We start from the raw sequence: 18,337 nt of genomic DNA, 5'->3' as shown, positions 1-18,337 counted from the left end.
GATAAAACCTGCCTCTAAACGCTGTCGCACTTCATTGAATGGCCTCGGTAGAGGTTTTCTCATAGGCAAAATAACCGAAGATAATCGTTGACGGTACTCATAGGCGGTGATATGATAATAAATAATAAATCCGAGTAATTTGGTAAGAATTATTATGAAATTTAAATAAGCCATATAAGAAGGGATAGAATCCGCGCTTGCGTAGAGGGGGAAGGATGTAGATGAAAGAAGTACCGCTCGCCTATGTGAAGGCGAATCAAACCGGAATAGTTATATTCGTTATCTTGTCGTTTGCGCTTCTACAGCCGTGGCTGATTGCATTATTATGGGTTATCCAAGTGGTCGGATTATTATCCCGCGGGAAATGGAACGTCTTCGTCCAGATTTTCAAACGGTTTATGACCGTGAAAGGGTCTGATACCCAAGCCGAGGAGCTGACACGTTTTAACAACACTCTTGCTGTTCTATTTCTAACGTTATCGCTGCTCTCTTTTGCCTTAGGATGGGTGGCCGTCGGTTATATTTTCGCTGGTTTTCTGCTGTTAGCCGCAGGAGCGGCTTTGCTTGGTTATTGCATTGGATGCACGATCTATTATCAATACAAACAGTTTGTGAAAAGACACTAAATGAATAGCGTAGTAGGCGCAGACTCCCCCTTGATCATTTCAAGGCGGGAGTCTTTTCGCCTATATGTACGGATTGCCGCTATGTTCGACAGAACCAGGATCAGCTGTATGTGGCATTGGAAAGAATCCCAAATTTGTACTAAAAATATATCCTAAAATATGCTGAGAACAGGATTGACACTCAATCTGTGTGATGCTAACATTGCTTTATAAATAATCCTTAGTAAACGCATCGGAATTATTTATAATCATCCACCGGACAACCGGAGACTATAGTAGGCCAGATAAGGCTAATGTTAAAAATGGAGAGGGGTATTCTCAGATGTCAGCGACAAACACATGGAAAACAAAAATGAAACATGCAAGTCTATTAGTAGTCACGGTTGCAACGGTTGTCAGTTTAGCGGCGTGCGGCGGTGCAAAAACTGAACCGGCAGCGGGCGTCAGTCCATCACCGGCAGGAAGCCCGGCAGCGGCTAAAGATTCTGCGAAGCCAGCTGCTAAAGCAGTGGAACTTTTAAACGTATCTTACGATCCAACGCGTGAACTATATCAAAGTTATAACAAAGCATTCGCCAAATACTGGCTCGATAAAACCGGTCAGACGGTAACGTTCAAGCAGTCCCATGGCGGTTCCGGCAAACAAGCCCGTTCAGTAATTGACGGAATTGAAGCAGACGTAGTAACACTCGCGCTTGCTTATGATATCGATGCGATTCAAGAAAAAGGAATCATCAATAAAGATTGGCAAAAAACGTTCAAAGACAACAGCACGCCATATACTTCCACGATCGTATTCCTGACCCGTAAAGGCAATCCGAAAGGGATTAAAGATTGGGACGATTTAGTCAAACCAGGTATTCAGGTTATAACTCCGAATCCTAAGACGTCCGGCGGAGCACGATGGAACTACGTTGCAGCTTGGGCATACGCATTGAAGAAAAACAACAACGATGAAGCAAAAGCGAAGGAATTCGTAGGCAGCCTGTATAAAAATGTTCCGGTTCTCGACTCCGGTGCCCGTGATTCAACAACGACTTTCGTAGAGCGAGAAATCGGCGACGTACTGATCGCTTGGGAAAATGAAGCCTACCTGTCTCTCAAAGAGTTTGGCGCAGACAAATTTGAGATTGTAAACCCTTCGATCAGCGTACTTGCAGAGCCTCCGGTTGCCATCGTAGATAAAGTTGTTGATAAGAAAGGAACGCGAGAAGTAGCTAAAGGATACTTGGAGTACCTGTACTCCGAAGAAGGTCAAAGAATTGCGGCTGAAAACTTTTACCGTCCCCGTTTAGAGTCTGTTGCGAAGCAGTTTGAAAGCAAGTTCCCGAAAATTGAACTCGTCACGATTGACGATCCTGCCTTCGGCGGATGGACCAAAACACAAAAAACACACTTCTCCGACGGCGGTGTATTTGACCAAATCTACAAACCAAGCAAGTAAGGCATAACTGGAATCTGAGGTATCCATGCAACAAGAGCAGGTACCTCGGATCTATCATTTTGAACTATCAAGGAGTCGTGTCCCATGATGAAAGCATGGAAAGAGCGCAGCATTTTACCCGGCTTCGGGATCTCTTTAGGCTATACGCTCTTGTATCTGAGTCTAATAGTATTGTTCCCGCTGGCTGCAATGTTTGCAAAGACAGCCGGTCTAAGTTGGACGCATTTCTGGAATACCGTCTCGGATGATCGAGTCGTTGCTTCCCTACAGCTAAGCTTCGGTGCTTCGTTTATGGCAGCCATGGTCAATGCCGTATTTGGCTTCATTGTGGCATGGGTGCTTGTGCGGTACAAATTCCCTGGCAAACGTATTCTCGATGCACTAGTGGATATGCCGTTTGCTCTGCCGACCGCAGTTGCGGGTATCGCATTGACAGCTCTTTATTCGCCTAATGGTTGGATCGGTCAATTCATGACACCACTCGGAATCAAAACGGCATACAGTCCTGTAGGCATCGTGATTGCACTTACGTTCATCGGTATTCCATTTGTCGTTCGTACGATTCAGCCCGTATTGGAAGAGCTTGACAAGGAGATCGAAGAAGCGGCCGTCAGTTTAGGTGCGCGTCGTTTGCGAACGTTCATCAGGGTCATTTTCCCGGAAGTGTTTCCGGCTTTGCTGACAGGATTCACACTGGCTTTTGCCCGTGCAGTCGGCGAATACGGTTCGGTTGTTTTCATCTCCGGCAATATGCCGATGAAGACAGAGATTGCACCGCTGCTCATTATGACGAAACTGGAACAGTACGATTATATGGGGGCTACGGCGATTGCCGTCGTCATGCTGGTCATATCTTTCGTCTTTCTTTTATTCACCAACTACTTGCAGTGGCGTTCGAACCGCCGTCTGATTTCAAGTTAAAGAGGGGAGAAAACAGATGGCTGGTTATGTAACTGCTAAAACAAGCGGTAGAACGGTCGAAAGACCTCGTCATATTTCCGAATCTACTGTGGTGAAATGGATCCTAATCACCATTGCTGTATTGTTTCTAGGACTCATGTTAGTTCTTCCAATTATTTCGGTCTTTGTTCAAGCATTTCGAAAAGGTGCAGAAGTATATTTTGCAGCTTTGAAAGAACCCGATGCGGTAGCGGCTATTCGCTTAACTTTGCAAACTGCGTTAATTGCTGTTCCGCTCAATTTGATCTTCGGTTTGGCCGCTGCGTGGCTGCTGACGAAATTCAAATTTCGGGGCCGCAATTTTCTGATTACGCTGATTGATTTGCCTTTTGCCATTTCTCCTGTTATTGCCGGTCTCGTATTTGTACTTCTGTTCGGTGCACAAGGCTGGTTCGGGCCATGGCTGCAGGAACACGACATCAAGATCATTTTCTCATTGCCTGGTATTGTGCTCGCAACGATATTTGTAACGTTTCCGTTTATTGCCAGGGAGCTTATTCCACTGATGCAGGCGCAAGGGACTTTGGAAGAAGAAGCCGCAACCACACTGGGCGCCAAGGGTTGGAGAATTTTCTGGAAAGTGACTTTGCCAAATATCAAATGGGGTCTGCTGTATGGGGTTATCCTCTGTAACGCTCGCGCAATGGGCGAATTCGGCGCCGTATCCGTCGTCTCCGGACATATCCGCGGTTCAACGAATACCATGCCCTTGCATATCCAGATCCTTTATAACGAATACCAATTTGCCGCCGCTTTTGCCGTTGCGTCCTTATTGGTACTGCTGGCAGTAGTCACTCTGGTGATTAAAAGCATTGCAGAATGGAGATTCAATCAAACCGGCACATTTACGGAAGGCGGGGAATAAAGAAGATGCAAATCACGGTGAATCTGCTGCGGAAAAGTTTCGGCGCTTTTGAAGCCTCGAAGGATGTCAGTTTTACGATTGAGAAGGGCAAGTTAATTGGCTTTTTAGGACCGAGCGGCGGCGGAAAAACAACAATTCTGCGTATGCTTGCCGGTCTGGAACAACCGGATTCCGGCGACATTTACTTCAATGACCGACGTATCAACGATTTATCCCCACAGGATCGGAATATCGGCTTTGTTTTTCAAAACTATGCTCTGTTTAAACATATGACGGTATTTGAAAATGTCGCTTTTGGACTGCAGGTCCAGAAACGTTCCAAAAAAGAAATAAAACAGCGTGTCTCCGAGCTGCTGGAACTTACCGGTCTGAAAGGTCTTGAGAACCGGCTGCCGAACCAGTTGTCCGGAGGTCAGCGTCAACGAGTTGCTTTTGCTCGTGCCTTAGCGCCTGAACCGCAATTGCTCTTGTTGGATGAGCCGTTTGCCGCTATTGACGCCAAAGTACGCAAGGAGCTTCGCAGCTGGCTGCGTGAAATGATTGGCCGCGTTGGGATTACCACGATTTTCGTTACACATGACCAAGAAGAAGCGGTCGAAGTTGCGGACGAAATAATGATCATTAATCAAGGCCGTTTGGAGCAAAAGGGAACGCCGATCGATATTTATCAAAATCCGCAAACGCCATTCGTAGCCGGCTTTATCGGTGAATCAAATTTGCTCGAAGATATTGTCGATCTCAAAGGCTTTAATGACACGCTGGATCAAGCAAAAGCCATCATTCGTCCCGAATTTATTGAAATTAGTTTGGAGAAGGAACTGACGTTGCCATCTACAGCTCAAAAAGGCATTGTTCGAGATGTATTTTTCCGCGGCACAAGCTGGCAGGTCGAAGTTCAACTAGGGCGTTACCGATTATTCGGATATCGTTCCTTAGAGCAGGAAACGCTAAAAGCTGGTGACGATGTATTTGTTCTTATCCATCGGATTTACATGTTTAACAGCGAGAGTACACAAATGTTGGAGAATGGATTGAAAACTGATCCGTACCCGGTTCATATATAACAACGAGAAAGGAAGTCATTTTACGATGGAGCATACAATCACGATACAAAGCGAAAACGCCGAATTAGCGGCTACCCTTCATTACCCGACCGATCAATCTGGAGGAGCAGGCAAAGCGGATTGTCAGCGCTGGCCGCTTATCATCATTTGTCACGGTTTTATTGGAAGCCGCATCGGGGTAGACCGGCTGTTTGTGAAAGCTGCTCGTGAATTCAGCTCTCAAGGCTTCCTTGTTCTTCGATTTGATTATGGCGGATGCGGTGAAAGTACGGGGGATTACGGGGCTGGCGGCTTGGATGTGATGATCGAGCAGACGCGGAGCGTGATTGACTATGCGCTGACGATCGACTGTGTTGATCTCAGCAGAGTTATCCTGGTCGGACACAGCTTGGGGGGCGCGACGGCGCTACTTACAGCTGCGAAGGACAACCGCGTCAAAACGCTGGTGCTCTGGTCTGCTGTTGCCCATCCCCACAACGACATCGTACGCATCGTCGGCAAAAGCGAATATGAAAGACTGCCGCTTGGCGGTTCGATCGATCATCACGGATATTTATTGACAAGCCGGTATTTCGACTCGCTTTCCAAGCACCAACCGTTTGAGCAGCTGCGGAAATTTAACGGCGATGTGCTTGTCATTCATGGAACGGCAGATGATATCATTCCAGTTGATTATGCACCGTTATATCAGAAAATGTTCTGGATGCGTCAACAAGGGCAGTGCGATATCGAACTTATTTATCAGGCGGATCATACGTATTCAACGTCACTTTCAACGAAAGAGCTGCTGGAGAAAACAACAAATTGGCTTGCTATTATTCAAAAGCGGAAAAAAGAATGGAATGATTGGACGATTTAATAGAGCGGAGGAATCGAGATGGCGAAACCATTGGAGTTAGATGAGTTATGGATAGATCGAATTAAGCAAATGTTAAATGGTCTTGAGTATGGATCTGTACAAATTGTCGTACATGACGGCAAGATCGCACAGATCGATAAAACAGAGAGAAAACGGTTTGATTCCGCATCTTCCCAATCCACTTTAGTCGCTGTAAAAGGTGCCAAAAAATCCAATAAAGGTTAGTCGCCGCTCAGCAGCGGTATCGGTTACATACAGCCCTTCTTCTTCGGAACGAGGGCTGTTTTCATGATGAGTAAGCTGTATACTTAGGTTATATGGAATGAAGATGGGGGAAGCACCATGCAGACACAAAGTTTCAAATGGAAAGATACACAGAATATCCGCGTGCATGTGTATGAATGGCTGCCGGACGATGAGATGCCCGTTAAAGCTATTGTCCAAATCGCACATGGGATGTCGGAAACCGCAGCCCGTTATGAGCGGCTGGCTGGCGTCTTGACCGCACATGGGTATGCGGTCTATGCAAACGATCATTTGGGGCATGGCTTAACAGCCGGTTCCCCGGATCAGGTAGGGAAATTCGGCAAAGATTGCTTCCATCGCTTGGTGGAGAATATGGGAGGTCTCACTGTTCATATTCGCTCGTTATATAGACCGGAGCTGCCGTTGTTCGTGCTCGGACACAGTATGGGTTCTTTTTTGACACAGCATTATATGGTTTCTTATGTGAATGAACATCCTGAGCAAGTGCAAGGCATTATATTATCGGGATCTAACGGCAAACAAGGGAGCTCATTGCATGCCGGCATCGCAATAGCTTCCTTGGAAGCGGCGCTGAGAGGCGACCACCATCGGAGCAAGCTGATCACGGCGCTTTCTTTTGGCGCATTCAACAAAAAATACGCGCCGAACCGAACGCCATCCGATTGGTTGAGCAGAGATCCGGGTGAAGTCGATGCTTATGAAGCCGATCCTTATTGCGGGGTTACATTTACATCGGGTTATTACAGAGATTTCTTCAAAGGATTGAGGGAAATTCATCATCCTAATCACGTGAGAAAGCTCCGTAAGGATTTGCCTGTTTTCGTGCTATCCGGTGACGACGACCCTGTGGGCGATTATGGGAAAGGGGTGCGAAGGCTGGTCAGCATGTATAAGGAGCTGGGTCTGAAAGACGTAAGCAGTAAGCTGTATCCAGGCGGACGGCATGAAATGCTGAATGAAGTGAATCGGGATGAAGTGATGCAGGACATTTTAACGTGGCTTGAGGCTCATGTGAGTAAGTGAAAAATGCTGTGCCCATTAGTAGAAGTATCTACTCATAGGAACAGCTTTTCTTTTGGACTGTGACGGCATTAGTTGGCCATTTATTCGCTAATAAAGATACTGAAGGCGCTAAATATGGAGGTAAGATATTGTGCCTTGAATATAGTCTTTTGTGCGATATCGCCTATTTTTCTTTGTTCTCAGAATTGCGCAATATCGAATGGTCCGTTCTAAGATGCGGCGTTCCGTTCTAATTGCACTCGGATGCCTTCGCGGTCGATCTGGATCCAATATTCCACGATTTTCCCCTGATCAACACGGTATACGGCGCTGGCGATTTCGATGATTGTTTTGCCTGTCGGAGCAAAGCCGTCAACAATACCGACGTGTGTGCCTGTTTGCTTCCAGCGAACATACACGCGATCATCTTGTGCTATCAGCTCCTGAATTTCAATGCTGAATTTGCCATAAGCTTAGATCATCTCATGAACATGATCCGCATAGTTGCCGGGAGTGCGATGAACCGTTGTTTCGTTCTCAGCGGTCATTTGGTGAGCCAGTACCTGTTCAGCCATGTAGTGATGTGCGGCTTCCGGTTTGAGGCCGGATCGGACTTTTTTGAAAAATTGACTTACGACTTCTTTGGGTGAGAGTCACATGAGGCGCCGCCTTTCAATTCATTTAGTAGCTCTAACTTTACTAGATAAATAATGGCAAATTCAAGCGAAAGTTAGAACGAGCCTGCCAACAGATCCCTAAGATCTGAAAGCAGGCTCGTTTGTATTTATTATTGCAGCAAGCTGCGGAATTCCTCGGTCAGCAGCGGCACGACCTCGAACAGATCGCCGACGATGCCGTAGTCGGCGACTTTGAAGATCGGCGCCTCCGGGTCTTTGTTGATCGCGATGATCACGCGCGAGCTGCTCATCCCCGCCAAATGCTGGATGGCGCCGCTAATGCCGCACGCGATGTAGATTTCCGGCGTCACGACCTTGCCGGTCTGGCCGATTTGCATCGCGTACTCGCAGTACCCCGCGTCGCACGCTCCGCGGGAAGCGCCGACAGCGCCGCCCAAGACGGCAGCCAGCTCTTCGAGCGGCTGAAAGCCTTCGGCGCTGCGCACGCCCCGTCCGCCGGAGACGACGATCTTGGCTTCCGCCAAGTCGATGGCGCCGGACGTTTTTTTCACGACCTCCCGGATGACGGAGCGCAGGGAGGGAGCGGGATAGGCAACATCGATAACCTCGGCTTGACGCGATGCGTCAGGCTCCCCGGCTGCGATGTTGTTCGGTCTTACCGTGACGACCCAGATCCCGTTCGGCTCGGTAAACGCTTTCTTTTCGACGGCTTTGCCGGCGTAAAGCGGGCGCGTGAACAACACGCCGTCGCCGCTGCGCTCGATAGCCGTCACATCCGAAAGCTGGCCGGCTTCGAGCTTCGCTGCGGCCAGCGGGGCGAGATCCCGGCCTGCCGCCGTATGGCCGAAATAAACCGCGTTTGGCGTCACGCTATCCGTGACTGCAAGCAACGCGTTCAAATACGCTTCCGAGCTGTAGTTGTCGAGCGCGCTATGTTCAACAACGTAGATGCTGTCTGCGCCGTAAGCGGCAAGCTCGTCTGCAAGAGCTTTACTTCCCGCGCCGCCCAGCAAGACAGCTGCTATGGAATCGCCAGCCTCAGCAGACAGCTGCGCTGCGCGTAACGTTTCAAAGGATACTTGACGAAGCTTGCCGCCGCGAGCTTCTGCAACGACGAGAAATGTTTTTGGCATGGTAATAGCCTCCTTTTCTTATATCACTTTGGATTCGTTGCGTAATGCTTGCACGAGCTCTGAGACTTGCTGAGCGATCCCGCCTTTAAGGATGCGTCCGGCTTTGCGGTCCGGCGGCAAAGTCAGCTCAACGCGTTTGGTTTTTGCAGTTGCTTCCGACGCGCCTTCGATATCATCTAGGGATAAGTGCTGAAAAGGTTTTTTCTTTGCTTTCATAATACCCGGCAGGGAAGGGTAGCGCGGCTCGTTCAAGCCTTGTTGGGCGGTGAACAGGGCAGGCAGCGGAACCTCAATAACCTCCACATCTCCCTCGGCATCGCGGTGAGCGACTGCTTTACCATCCGTAAGCTCCAGTTTCGTGATGGACGCGACATGCGGCAAGCCAAGCAGGGCAGAGAGGCGGATGGCCACCTGGCCGGCGCCGTTATCAACCGAGAAGTTGCCGCCAATCAGCAAATCAATGGATTGTCCGCGTAAATATGCAGCCAAAATTTCTGCAACCTCGAACTCATCTCCTTGAATACGCTCGTCGGAGATGAGCACGGCTTCGTCGGCACCCATCGCCAGAGCCGTGCGCAGCGCTTCCGCAGATCGGCCGGGACCAACGGAAACGACGGTCACTTTGCCTCCCAAGTCTTCGCGAATTTGTATCGCTTGCTCAACGGCATACTCGTCATATGGATTGATTACGAATTTAACGCCATCTTCGATAACTGCTCCGCCTTGCAGCGTAATTTTTTCCTCCGTATCAAACGTTTGCTTCACTAATACAAAAATGTCCATAGCCAAGCTCCTTTCTGAATATACATGATATAAAGGGACTTAAGACTCGATACCTCTCATGAAAAAATCAACCGTACTGCCGACCTGTGCGGTCAGCGAATACTTTTGCCCGGAAATAAGCCAGGAAGTAACGACTTCATCCATGCCTCCGAAAATAAGGAGCCTTAGCAGCTTCACATCGATGTCTGCGCGAAAGCTGCCATCCTGCTTGCCTTTTTCAAGTATATTTTCGATGAAGACAATATATCTCTTGAGCGCCTGGCCGATTTCTTTGCGCAGCCCCAGATCGCTCTGCCGCAGTTCGATTTGCGTCACGTAGGCGAGAGGAATATTCGCTTCCAATTCGGAAAAATGAATTTCGCAAACTTTTCGAAGCGCTTCTTTGGCAGTCATCTGATCGTTAATGCCTTCATTGAACCTTACGACAAGCTCGCCCAGCTTTTCTTGAAACAGGCTTGTTAAAATGTCCTCCTTCTTCTTGAAATATAAATAGATGGTACCATCTGCAACACCGGCTTCTTTGGCGATGCGCGATACTTGGGATTTGTGGTAGCCATGCTCGGCGAACACTCTCAGAGCGCCTTCGAGAATTGCATAATACTTGTCTGGTTTTTTGCTACTTGTCAAGCGGATCACCTCGGTGTTAGAATACAGATATCGATGAATGAATACTCATTCAGTTCTCTGATCTCATCATAAAATACGCAGTACACCTTGTCAACGACTTATTCATCTAGAAGAGAAGGGTTTACGGGTTGCTTCAAGTTAAAAGCATTTTTCACTATCGGAGATACGTTTCCTAATGAACATGCTTTTTTGCGAAAGCCAAATGTAAGCGCTTTTTTAGAAGAAGGGGATGACGAAAGGAAGAATCATGAAGTGATGTAAGAAAGAACAAAAGTAAAATTCAGTCACGCAGGAGGATGATCCCAATGACCGGTTCACTCATTCAGTTTATTTTGTTCCTTGCGGTTACCGGGTATGCGGTTTATCTGTTTGGAAAGGTCGTGTATCACCGATATTTATATATCAAGCTTGGAAAGTCCGTGAATTTGAAAAAAGAAGCAAAGGCTCGTCTCAAGGAATTCGCCATTCAGGTGTTCGGTCAGACGAAGCTGCTGAAAGACAAGAAAAGCGGCATTATGCATATCGTTATTTTTTACGGCTTCATTATTTTGCAGCTTGGCGCGCTCGATCTCATTTTAAAAGGATTAATTGGCCAAGGGTTACCGATTCCGGGGTACGAGTATTTCACGCTCATTCAGGAAGTAACGGTTGCTCTCATCCTATTAGCTATGGGATATGCCACTTATAGACGCTACATTGAAAAGTTAAAAAGGCTGAAACGCGGCTGGAAGCCAAGCATCGTTATATTCTTCATTTTCTTCCTGATGCTTTCCGTGCTCGTTAGCGGCGGTTTCGAGCGAGTGCGCGAGGGACTGGCAACGTCGGCATTCGCGCCGTTCTCTTCCTTATTCGCAGCAGCATTCAGCGGTATGTCGCATACGGCTGCAACGGTCGGCTTTTACATGAGCTGGTGGGCGCACCTCCTTATTCTTCTGGCATTTTTGATCTATGTGCCGCAGTCGAAGCATTTTCACATTATTACAGCTCCGATCAACATTTTGCTTCGCCGAACAGAGCCGGTCGGCAAGCTGGCTTCACTTGATCTGGAGGACGAGAATGCAGAGTCGTTCGGCGTAGGGAAGATCGAAGAATTTACACAAAAGCAAATGCTCGATTTCTACTCCTGCGTGGAGTGCGGCCGTTGCACCAGCATGTGCCCTGCGAATACGACCGGGAAAATGCTGTCGCCGATGCACCTGATTACAAAGCTTCGCGATCACCTAACGGACAAAGGAGCAGCCATCACGTCCAAGTCGCCTTGGGTACCGGCATTCGCCTTCGCCGGACATAGCGGGCAAAATCCGTTGGAAGCCGAGTTGATCGGTGATGTCATAACGGAAGAAGAGCTTTGGGCTTGTACGACATGCCGCAACTGTGAGGATCAATGTCCGGTCGGCAATGAGCATGTGGATAAAATTATCGATCTGCGCAGGCATCTCGTGCTGACGCAAGGCAGCATGCCGCATGACGGACAACGCGCATTGCAAAATATCGAGAGACAAGGGAATCCATGGGGCATCAGCCGCAATGATCGTGTCAAATGGGTGAAAGAAGTGGATCCGGACGATGAGCTGGGCGTGCGCACAGTAAAAGAAAACCCGGATTTCGAATATCTGCTTTTCGTCGGTTCAATGGGTTCCTACGATAACCGGAGTCGTAAAATTACGCGCGCTTTCGTAAAACTGATGAATGAAGCCGGCATCTCCTTTGCCATTTTGGGCAACGAAGAAAAAAATTCCGGCGACACCCCGCGTCGAATGGGGAACGAATTTATATTCCAGCAGCTGTGTGCGGACAATATTGCGACTTTCCAAAAGTACAAGGTAAAGAAAATCGTAACGGCTTGCCCGCACACGTATCATACATTCAAAAACGAATATCCGGAATTCGGGTTGGAAGCGGAAGTATTCCATCATACCGAGCTGCTTGACCGATGGGTGAAAGAAGGGCGTTTGAAGCCCCGACACGAAGTTCGTGAGCGCATTACTTATCACGATTCCTGCTATCTTGGGCGTTATAACGAGGTGTATGAAGAGCCACGCAACGTGCTTCGAGCGATACCGGGCGTTGAATTGGTCGAACAAGCGCGATCCCGCGAGAACAGCATGTGCTGCGGTGCTGGCGGCGGCATGATGTGGATGGAAGAAACGGCGGGAACACGCGTCAATGTGGCGCGCACCGAGCAGCTGCTTTCCGTGAATCCGACAGTAATCAGCTCGGCTTGTCCGTATTGCTTAACGATGGTGGAGGATGGCACCAAGCTGAAGGAGGTTGAAGAGCGGGTTAAGGCGCGAGATATCGCTGAAATTCTTGAATTGTCTGTGTTTGGCACCAAAAACTCATAGCATATGCTTTCGAAGCCAGTTTTTCTGGCGAAAAACTCAGCATATGCTTACGAAGCAAGTTTTCTATCGAAAACTCTAAGGAGGCAATCCCACAATGACAACAATCCGTACAGCGGCCGTCATCGGCTCCGGAGTGATGGGCTCCGGTATTGCTGCCCATTTAGCGAATGTAGGCATTCCTGTTCTATTGCTTGATATGGTTCCCAAACAGCTGCTGCCGCAAGAAGAAGCGGCTGGACTCACCCTCGAGAACCCAAAAGTGCGCAACCGGTTTGCGGTAAGCGCAATTGACAAGCTGAAAAAGACGAATCCGGCCCCGCTATACAGCGATTCTTTTGCCAGCCGGATTACATCGGGCAACCTTGAAGACGATTTGGCCAAACTTGGCTCCGTAGACTGGATTATTGAAGTTGTTGTAGAAAATTTGCAGATCAAGCAGCAGCTGTTCAGCCGCATTGAAACGGTATGGAAGGCGGGGACGATCGTTACCTCCAACACATCGGGCATCTCCATTAATGCGATGGTCGAGAACGCGGGCAGCGAGTTCAAAAAACATTTCCTGGGCACACATTTCTTTAATCCTCCGCGATATATGAAATTGCTTGAAGTGATTCCCGGTGAGCAGACAGACCCTGCAATCATCGCATTTATGACGGATTTTTGCGAGAAGAAACTCGGCAAAGGCGTTGTTCAAGCGAAAGATACGCCGAATTTTATCGGCAATCGAATCGGCACATATGGACTGCTCGTTACGCTTCGCGAAATGCTGGCAAACGAGTACTCCGTAGAAGAGGTGGACGCAGTTACGGGGCCTGCGATGGGGCGTCCGAAAAGCGCAACGTTCCGCACGCTTGACTTGGTTGGGCTGGATACCTTTGTCCATGTGGCGAATAACGTTTACGACCTGGTCACAGATCCGGTAGAGAAAGAAGTGTTCAACACACCTGAGATTATGCGCGTCATGGTCGAAAAGGGCTGGATCGGCGAGAAGCAGGGCCAAGGTTTCTATAAAAAGGTTAAAACCGAAGCAGGCAAGGAGATTCAAGCCCTTAACCTGGAAACGATGGAATATGCGGCCAGCCGCAAAATTAGTTCATCATCCCTGGAAGCATCCAAGCAAGCGAAGGGGACGCCGGCGAAGCTGAAAGCACTTCTTGGCGCGAAAGATCGTTATTCCGATCTGGCGTGGAACATTTTGAAGCCGGTGCTTATTTACTCAGCTGAAAAATTAGGCGAAATCGCCGACTCCATCGTCGAAATCGACAATGCGCTCAAATGGGGCTTCAACTGGGAGCTTGGTCCCTTCGAGACTTGGGATGCCATCGGCCTTAAGCGTTCCGTGGAACGGATGGAAGCGGAAGGCAGCACCGTACCGGCGTGGGTTAAAGAATGGATCGCAGCCGGGTATGACAGCTTTTATCAAAATCGTGAAGGCCGCACGTTCTATTACTTGAAAAACGAATACCGCGGTCTGGAGACAAGACCTGAGCTAATCTCGCTTCAGGCGTTGAAGCAGCAGAACAAAGTGATTCGCTCCAACAGCGGAGCAAGTTTGATCGATATTGGCGACGGCGTTGCCTGTCTGGAATTCCATTCTCCGAACAATGCGATCGGCGCGGACATTTTGACGATGATTCAGCAAAGTGCGGACGAAGTTCGCAGCAACTATCGCGGGTTGGTCGTCGCGAACGAAGGAAAAAACTTCTGCGTTGGCGCAAACGTTATGCTGCTGCTCATGGAAGCTCAGGACGGCGAATGGGATGAAGTCGACGGTATCATCCGTTTGTTCCAGAATTCGATGATGAAGCTTAAAGGGCTTGAAAAGCCGGTCGTTGCGGCTCCGCATCGGATGACATTAGGCGGCGGCGTAGAGGCTTGTATGCCTGCCGATCAAATCATCTATTCGTCAGAAACGTATTTCGGACTTGTTGAGGTCGGTGTCGGATTAATACCTGCGGGCGGCGGCTGTAAAGAGCTGGCGATGCGCGCAAGTCAGCACATTGCCGATCCGGAAGTGGATCTCCAGCCGTTAATCAATCACGTTTTTGAAACGATTGCGATGGCGAAAGTATCCACCAGCGGCCACGATACGAAGCGGCTTGGCTACATGCGTGCCCAAGATACGGTTGTCATCAATCCGGATCATCGCATTTATGAAGCGAAGCAAGCTGTGCTTCGCATGGAGCAAGCGGGCTACTCGTTGCAGCCGCAAGAGAAGTTCCGTGTCGTTGGCGAAAACGGAAAAGCGGTTATGCAAATTGCCGCTTACACGATGCGCCAAGGCGGCTACATCAGCGATCACGATCTGTTAATCGCCAATAAACTGGCGCACGTGCTTGCCGGCGGCAATGTACCTGCAGGTACGCTTGTTACTGAACAATACATGCTCGACCTGGAGCGCGAAGCGTTCCTCAGCCTATGCGGCGAACCGAAAACGCAGCAGCGCATGCAGTATATGCTCTCCAAAGGGAAAGCCCTTCGCAATTAATTGAACACCATAACTATTAATAAAGAGGTGAAACCGATGAAGGAAGCAGTTATTGTCTCGATTACGCGTACGGCGGTCGGTCGCGCAAAGAAAGGAAGCTTCGCCCAGACGAGGGCGGAAGATCTCGGTAAAGCGGTGCTGGAGGAAGCGATTCGGCGCGCTCCGGGTTTGAATAAAGAGGATGTCGAGGATATCATCATCGGATGTGCCATGCCGGAAGGCGAGCAAGGGCTGAACTTCGCCCGCGCGATGTCGCTTTACGCGGGCTTTCCGGTGACCGTGCCGGCGATCACGGTCAATCGCTTTTGCTCCTCCGGGCTGCAAGCCATCGCATATGCGGCGGAGCGCATTATGCTTGGCCACGCGGAGGTGATTGTCGCCGGAGGCGTAGAGAGCATGAGCCACGTCCCGATGACTGGCTTCAAGCTCTCGCCGCATCCGGCGATCGTGGCAGATATGCCCGAGGTTTACATGGGCATGGGGCATACGGCCGAAGAGGTCGCGAGGCGCTTCGGCATTTCGCGCGAAGACCAGGACCGCTTCGCGACGCGCAGTCATCAGAAGGCGGCGGCAGCGATTGAGGCCGGCAAGTTTGTGGATGAGATCGTGCCGGTGGCAACGAGCGTGAAGGGTATCGACGAACGCGGCAAGGCGTTTGAGAAGAAGTTCACATTCGCCATGGACGAGGGCGTTCGCCCGGATACGTCCGTGGAAGGGCTAGCCAAGCTGAAGCCTGCGTTCAGCTTGAACGGTACGGTGACGGCGGGCAACGCGTCACAGACGTCCGACGGCGCAGCGGCAGCGGTGCTGATGAGCCGGGAGCGTGCGGAGGCGCTGGGGCTGAAGCCGCTGGCGACGTTCCGATCTTTTGCTCTTTCCGGCGTGGAGCCGGAAATTATGGGGGTTGGTCCTGTGAAAGCGATCCCGAAGGCGCTGCAAATGGCAGGGATCAAACAGGATCAAGTGAACCTGTATGAAATCAACGAGGCGTTCGCATCGCAGTGCGTGCATATCATACGCGAACTCGGCTTAGACGAGGAGCTGGTGAACGTGAACGGCGGCGCGATTGCGCTCGGTCACCCGCTTGGCTGTACAGGCGCGAAGCTGACAGCGAGTTTGATCCACGAGCTGCAGCGCAGGGGCGGCGGGTATGGCGTCGTATCTATGTGTATTGGCGGCGGTATGGGCGCAGCAGGCGTCTTCGAAGTCCATCCTTCATGAGGAAGTTAAAAAATTGTCTTTGATAACGAAGTGTTTCAAGAAGATGAATCGGCATCGAATCTTGAACGAAATCGGGAAGTCCGGTACTCACGTAGTAAACTACGCTCCGTTTCCTCCTTCTCCAAACACGTTCAACCTTCTCGGTTCTGAAAGCCAGCTTTTAAACCCTTCATATTATTCAAGTTCACAAACATAATCAGGGAGAGATGAAATATGGAAAACAAAGTTATCGGCGGAAGTTTTGTAATCTCGGATACAGATTTTCATACGATCGTGACGCCTGAGGATTTTTCGGAAGAGACCCGCATGATCGGGGAAACGACACGCGATTTTGTGAACGGCGAAGTGGTTCCAAATGACGAGCATCTGGAAAAACTGGATTATGATCTGACTGTGAAGCTGATGCGTAATGCAGGTGAGTTGGGTCTACTTGGTGCGGATGTACCGGAGATTTACGGCGGTCTCGGTTTGGATAAAGTAAGCTCCACGGTCATTAGCGAAAATCTCGCGAGAGCTTCCTCTTTCGCTCTTTCCATCGGTGCGCATGTGGGCATCGGAACGCTGCCGATCGTCTTTTTCGGTACACCTGAGCAAAAGAAAAAGTACTTGCCGGACCTCGCAACAGGTGCGAAAATCGCAGCATACTGCTTAACCGAGCCGACATCAGGCTCCGATGCGCTGGGCGCGAAAACAACAGCTCGTCTGTCGGAAGACGGCAAGCACTATATTCTTAACGGCTCCAAACTGTATATTACGAATGCCGGATTTGCCGATATTTTCATCGTTTATGCCAAAATTAACGGTACAGACTTCAGTACTTTTATCGTTGAAAAAGGATTGCCTGGCTTTTCATTAGGCCCGGAAGAGAAGAAAATGGGCATTAAGGGCTCCTCGACGCGCCCGCTCTTTTTCGAAGATGTCCACGTTCCGGCGGAGAACTTGCTCGGCGAAATCGGCAAAGGTCATTTGATTGCCTTTAACATCCTCAACATCGGCCGTTTCAAACTGGCTACTGGTTGTGTCGGCGCCGCCAAAGAGACGATCGAGCTATCGAGCAAGTATGCGAATACCCGTCAGCAGTTCAATACGCCAATTTCCAAGTTCCCGCTTATCGGGAAGAAGCTTGCCGAAATGAATATCCAAACCTATGTGATGGAGAGTATGGTATACAGAACGAGCGGCTTGTTCGACAGCATTTTGAAAGATATTGATCATACGAGTCTCGATGCGGGTAAGCATTCCGCCAAGGGTATTTCCGAGTATGCACTGGAATGTTCGATTAACAAAGTATTTGCTTCCGAGGTGCTTGATCGAATTGCCGATGAAGGCGTGCAAATTCATGGCGGCTACGGTTTTATTCAAGAATATAAAGTAGAGCGCATTTATCGGGATTCACGGATTAACCGTATTTTCGAAGGAACGAATGAAATTAACCGCTTGCTTATCCCTGGTACATTGGTGAAGAAAGCTATGAAAGGCGAGCTGCCTTTGCTGCAAAAAGCGCAAGCGCTGCAAGGCGAGTTGCTGTCTCTCGTCCCAGGACAGACTTTTGAAGGAACTCTAGCTGAAGAAGCTCACCTGGTCTCCATGGCGAAAAAGATTTTCCTCATGGTTGGCGGTTTGGCCGTTCAGAAATATGGCATGGCTCTAGAGAAAAATCAAGAAGTGCTAAGCAATCTGGCCGATATCATGATCCAAATTTTCGCTGCGGAAAGCGGACTGCTTCGCACACAGAAGCAGATCGAAAAAGCCGGGGAAGAAAAGGCAAAAAATGCCGTCCAAATGACAACCGTCTACGTTCACGAAGCATTTGACAAAATTGAGGCATATGCCAAGGAAGCGCTAAGTACGATGGAAGAAGGAGATGTGCTCCGTACGCAGCTTTCGATTCTGAAGAAGCTGACCCGCCGCAGCAGTGTCAATACAGTTGGATTGAAACGGGATATCGCTGCTCGTATCATTCAAGGTGAGAAGTACATCGTATAGTCCATAACTTCAAGAACCTGAAAGGGATG

15 protein-coding genes and 1 pseudogene are annotated in these 18,337 nt (G+C 49.3%); 12 read left to right on the top strand and 4 right to left on the bottom strand.

Going from position 1 to position 18,337, the window contains the following annotated elements:
• Positions 1-221 precede the first annotated feature (221 nt).
• The 8 genes from ICC18_RS23595 (at position 222) to ICC18_RS23560 (ending at position 7,108) form a co-directional block, all read left to right on the top strand.
• Positions 222-626 carry a DUF4395 domain-containing protein gene (locus ICC18_RS23595; protein ID WP_188176896.1) on the top strand — a complete coding sequence of 135 codons (405 nt, stop codon included), beginning with the start codon at positions 222-224 and terminating at the stop codon, positions 624-626.
• A gap of 322 nt (positions 627-948) precedes the next feature.
• Entirely contained in the window at positions 949-2,070 is a 1,122-nt protein-coding gene (locus ICC18_RS23590; protein ID WP_223192801.1) for a sulfate ABC transporter substrate-binding protein, read from the top strand.
• 84 nt (positions 2,071-2,154) lie between these two features.
• Positions 2,155-2,991: a sulfate ABC transporter permease subunit CysT gene (gene cysT, locus ICC18_RS23585; RefSeq protein ID WP_188176895.1), complete on the top strand. Its 837-nt coding sequence runs from the start codon at positions 2,155-2,157 to the stop codon at positions 2,989-2,991.
• Positions 2,992-3,007: 16 nt separating this feature from the next.
• Positions 3,008-3,895 (top strand): sulfate ABC transporter permease subunit CysW, encoded by an 888-nt coding sequence (gene cysW, locus ICC18_RS23580; RefSeq protein WP_188176894.1) that lies wholly within the window; start codon positions 3,008-3,010, stop codon positions 3,893-3,895.
• A 5-nt stretch (positions 3,896-3,900) separates the two neighbouring features.
• Positions 3,901-4,959 carry a sulfate/molybdate ABC transporter ATP-binding protein gene (locus ICC18_RS23575; RefSeq protein WP_188176893.1) on the top strand — a complete coding sequence of 353 codons (1,059 nt, stop codon included), beginning with the start codon at positions 3,901-3,903 and terminating at the stop codon, positions 4,957-4,959.
• Positions 4,960-4,984: 25 nt separating this feature from the next.
• The gene (locus ICC18_RS23570; RefSeq protein ID WP_188176892.1) at positions 4,985-5,818 is read left to right on the top strand and encodes an alpha/beta hydrolase family protein; all 834 of its coding nucleotides are present in this window, start codon (positions 4,985-4,987) and stop codon (positions 5,816-5,818) included.
• 18 nt (positions 5,819-5,836) lie between these two features.
• Positions 5,837-6,043: a YezD family protein gene (locus ICC18_RS23565; RefSeq protein ID WP_188176891.1), complete on the top strand. Its 207-nt coding sequence runs from the start codon at positions 5,837-5,839 to the stop codon at positions 6,041-6,043.
• A gap of 117 nt (positions 6,044-6,160) precedes the next feature.
• Complete coding sequence (locus tag ICC18_RS23560; RefSeq protein WP_188176890.1) at positions 6,161-7,108, top strand: alpha/beta hydrolase; 948 nt, start codon at positions 6,161-6,163, stop codon at positions 7,106-7,108.
• A gap of 209 nt (positions 7,109-7,317) precedes the next feature.
• On the opposite strand, the pseudogene ICC18_RS23555 reads toward ICC18_RS23560, so the two are convergent.
• From ICC18_RS23555 to fadR, 4 genes and pseudogenes are all read right to left on the bottom strand, one after another.
• Positions 7,318-7,722 (bottom strand): annotated as a pseudogene (locus tag ICC18_RS23555) (ester cyclase); the annotation flags it as partial.
• A 152-nt stretch (positions 7,723-7,874) separates the two neighbouring features.
• Entirely contained in the window at positions 7,875-8,858 is a 984-nt protein-coding gene (locus ICC18_RS23550) for an electron transfer flavoprotein subunit alpha/FixB family protein (protein WP_188176889.1), read from the bottom strand.
• Between the two features lie 18 nt (positions 8,859-8,876).
• Positions 8,877-9,641 carry an electron transfer flavoprotein subunit beta/FixA family protein gene (locus tag ICC18_RS23545; RefSeq protein ID WP_188176888.1) on the bottom strand — a complete coding sequence of 255 codons (765 nt, stop codon included), beginning with the start codon at positions 9,639-9,641 and terminating at the stop codon, positions 8,877-8,879.
• 39 nt (positions 9,642-9,680) lie between these two features.
• Positions 9,681-10,268, bottom strand: a complete 588-nt coding sequence (gene fadR / locus ICC18_RS23540) for a fatty acid metabolism transcriptional regulator FadR (protein ID WP_223192800.1) — start codon at positions 10,266-10,268, stop codon at positions 9,681-9,683.
• Between the two features lie 305 nt (positions 10,269-10,573).
• Here fadR and ICC18_RS23535 point away from each other — a divergent pair, with 305 nt between their 5' ends.
• From ICC18_RS23535 to ICC18_RS23520, 4 genes are all read left to right on the top strand, one after another.
• The gene (locus ICC18_RS23535) at positions 10,574-12,613 is read left to right on the top strand and encodes a (Fe-S)-binding protein (protein ID WP_188176887.1); all 2,040 of its coding nucleotides are present in this window, start codon (positions 10,574-10,576) and stop codon (positions 12,611-12,613) included.
• Between the two features lie 94 nt (positions 12,614-12,707).
• A complete protein-coding gene (locus ICC18_RS23530) occupies positions 12,708-15,101 on the top strand; it encodes a 3-hydroxyacyl-CoA dehydrogenase/enoyl-CoA hydratase family protein (RefSeq protein WP_188176886.1) in 2,394 nt (797 codons plus the stop codon).
• Positions 15,102-15,137: 36 nt separating this feature from the next.
• The gene (locus ICC18_RS23525) at positions 15,138-16,322 is read left to right on the top strand and encodes an acetyl-CoA C-acyltransferase (RefSeq protein WP_188176885.1); all 1,185 of its coding nucleotides are present in this window, start codon (positions 15,138-15,140) and stop codon (positions 16,320-16,322) included.
• Positions 16,323-16,535: 213 nt separating this feature from the next.
• Positions 16,536-18,308, top strand: a complete 1,773-nt coding sequence (locus tag ICC18_RS23520; RefSeq protein ID WP_188176884.1) for an acyl-CoA dehydrogenase FadE — start codon at positions 16,536-16,538, stop codon at positions 18,306-18,308.
• Positions 18,309-18,337: the final 29 nt, after the last annotated feature.

The organism is Paenibacillus sedimenti (assembly GCF_014534655.1).
GTDB lineage: Bacteria > Bacillota > Bacilli > Paenibacillales > NBRC-103111 > Paenibacillus_E > Paenibacillus_E sedimenti.
The sequence above is the reverse complement of the archived record's forward strand: the minus strand, read 5'-3'. Positions and strand labels throughout refer to the sequence as shown.

Bases quoted from the DNA above. Each gene is read 5' to 3' on its own strand.
- ICC18_RS23595 (WP_188176896.1), top strand. From the start codon at position 222: ATGAAAGAAGTACCGCTCGCCTATGTGAAGGCGAATCAAACCGGAATA.
- ICC18_RS23590 (WP_223192801.1), top strand. From the start codon at position 949: ATGTCAGCGACAAACACATGGAAAACAAAAATGAAACATGCAAGTCTA.
- cysT (WP_188176895.1), top strand. From the start codon at position 2,155: ATGATGAAAGCATGGAAAGAGCGCAGCATTTTACCCGGCTTCGGGATC.
- cysW (WP_188176894.1), top strand. From the start codon at position 3,008: ATGGCTGGTTATGTAACTGCTAAAACAAGCGGTAGAACGGTCGAAAGA.
- ICC18_RS23575 (WP_188176893.1), top strand. From the start codon at position 3,901: ATGCAAATCACGGTGAATCTGCTGCGGAAAAGTTTCGGCGCTTTTGAA.
- ICC18_RS23570 (WP_188176892.1), top strand. From the start codon at position 4,985: ATGGAGCATACAATCACGATACAAAGCGAAAACGCCGAATTAGCGGCT.
- ICC18_RS23565 (WP_188176891.1), top strand. From the start codon at position 5,837: ATGGCGAAACCATTGGAGTTAGATGAGTTATGGATAGATCGAATTAAG.
- ICC18_RS23560 (WP_188176890.1), top strand. From the start codon at position 6,161: ATGCAGACACAAAGTTTCAAATGGAAAGATACACAGAATATCCGCGTG.
- ICC18_RS23550 (WP_188176889.1), bottom strand. From the start codon at position 8,858: ATGCCAAAAACATTTCTCGTCGTTGCAGAAGCTCGCGGCGGCAAGCTT.
- ICC18_RS23545 (WP_188176888.1), bottom strand. From the start codon at position 9,641: ATGGACATTTTTGTATTAGTGAAGCAAACGTTTGATACGGAGGAAAAA.
- ICC18_RS23535 (WP_188176887.1), top strand. From the start codon at position 10,574: ATGACCGGTTCACTCATTCAGTTTATTTTGTTCCTTGCGGTTACCGGG.
- ICC18_RS23530 (WP_188176886.1), top strand. From the start codon at position 12,708: ATGACAACAATCCGTACAGCGGCCGTCATCGGCTCCGGAGTGATGGGC.
- ICC18_RS23525 (WP_188176885.1), top strand. From the start codon at position 15,138: ATGAAGGAAGCAGTTATTGTCTCGATTACGCGTACGGCGGTCGGTCGC.
- ICC18_RS23520 (WP_188176884.1), top strand. From the start codon at position 16,536: ATGGAAAACAAAGTTATCGGCGGAAGTTTTGTAATCTCGGATACAGAT.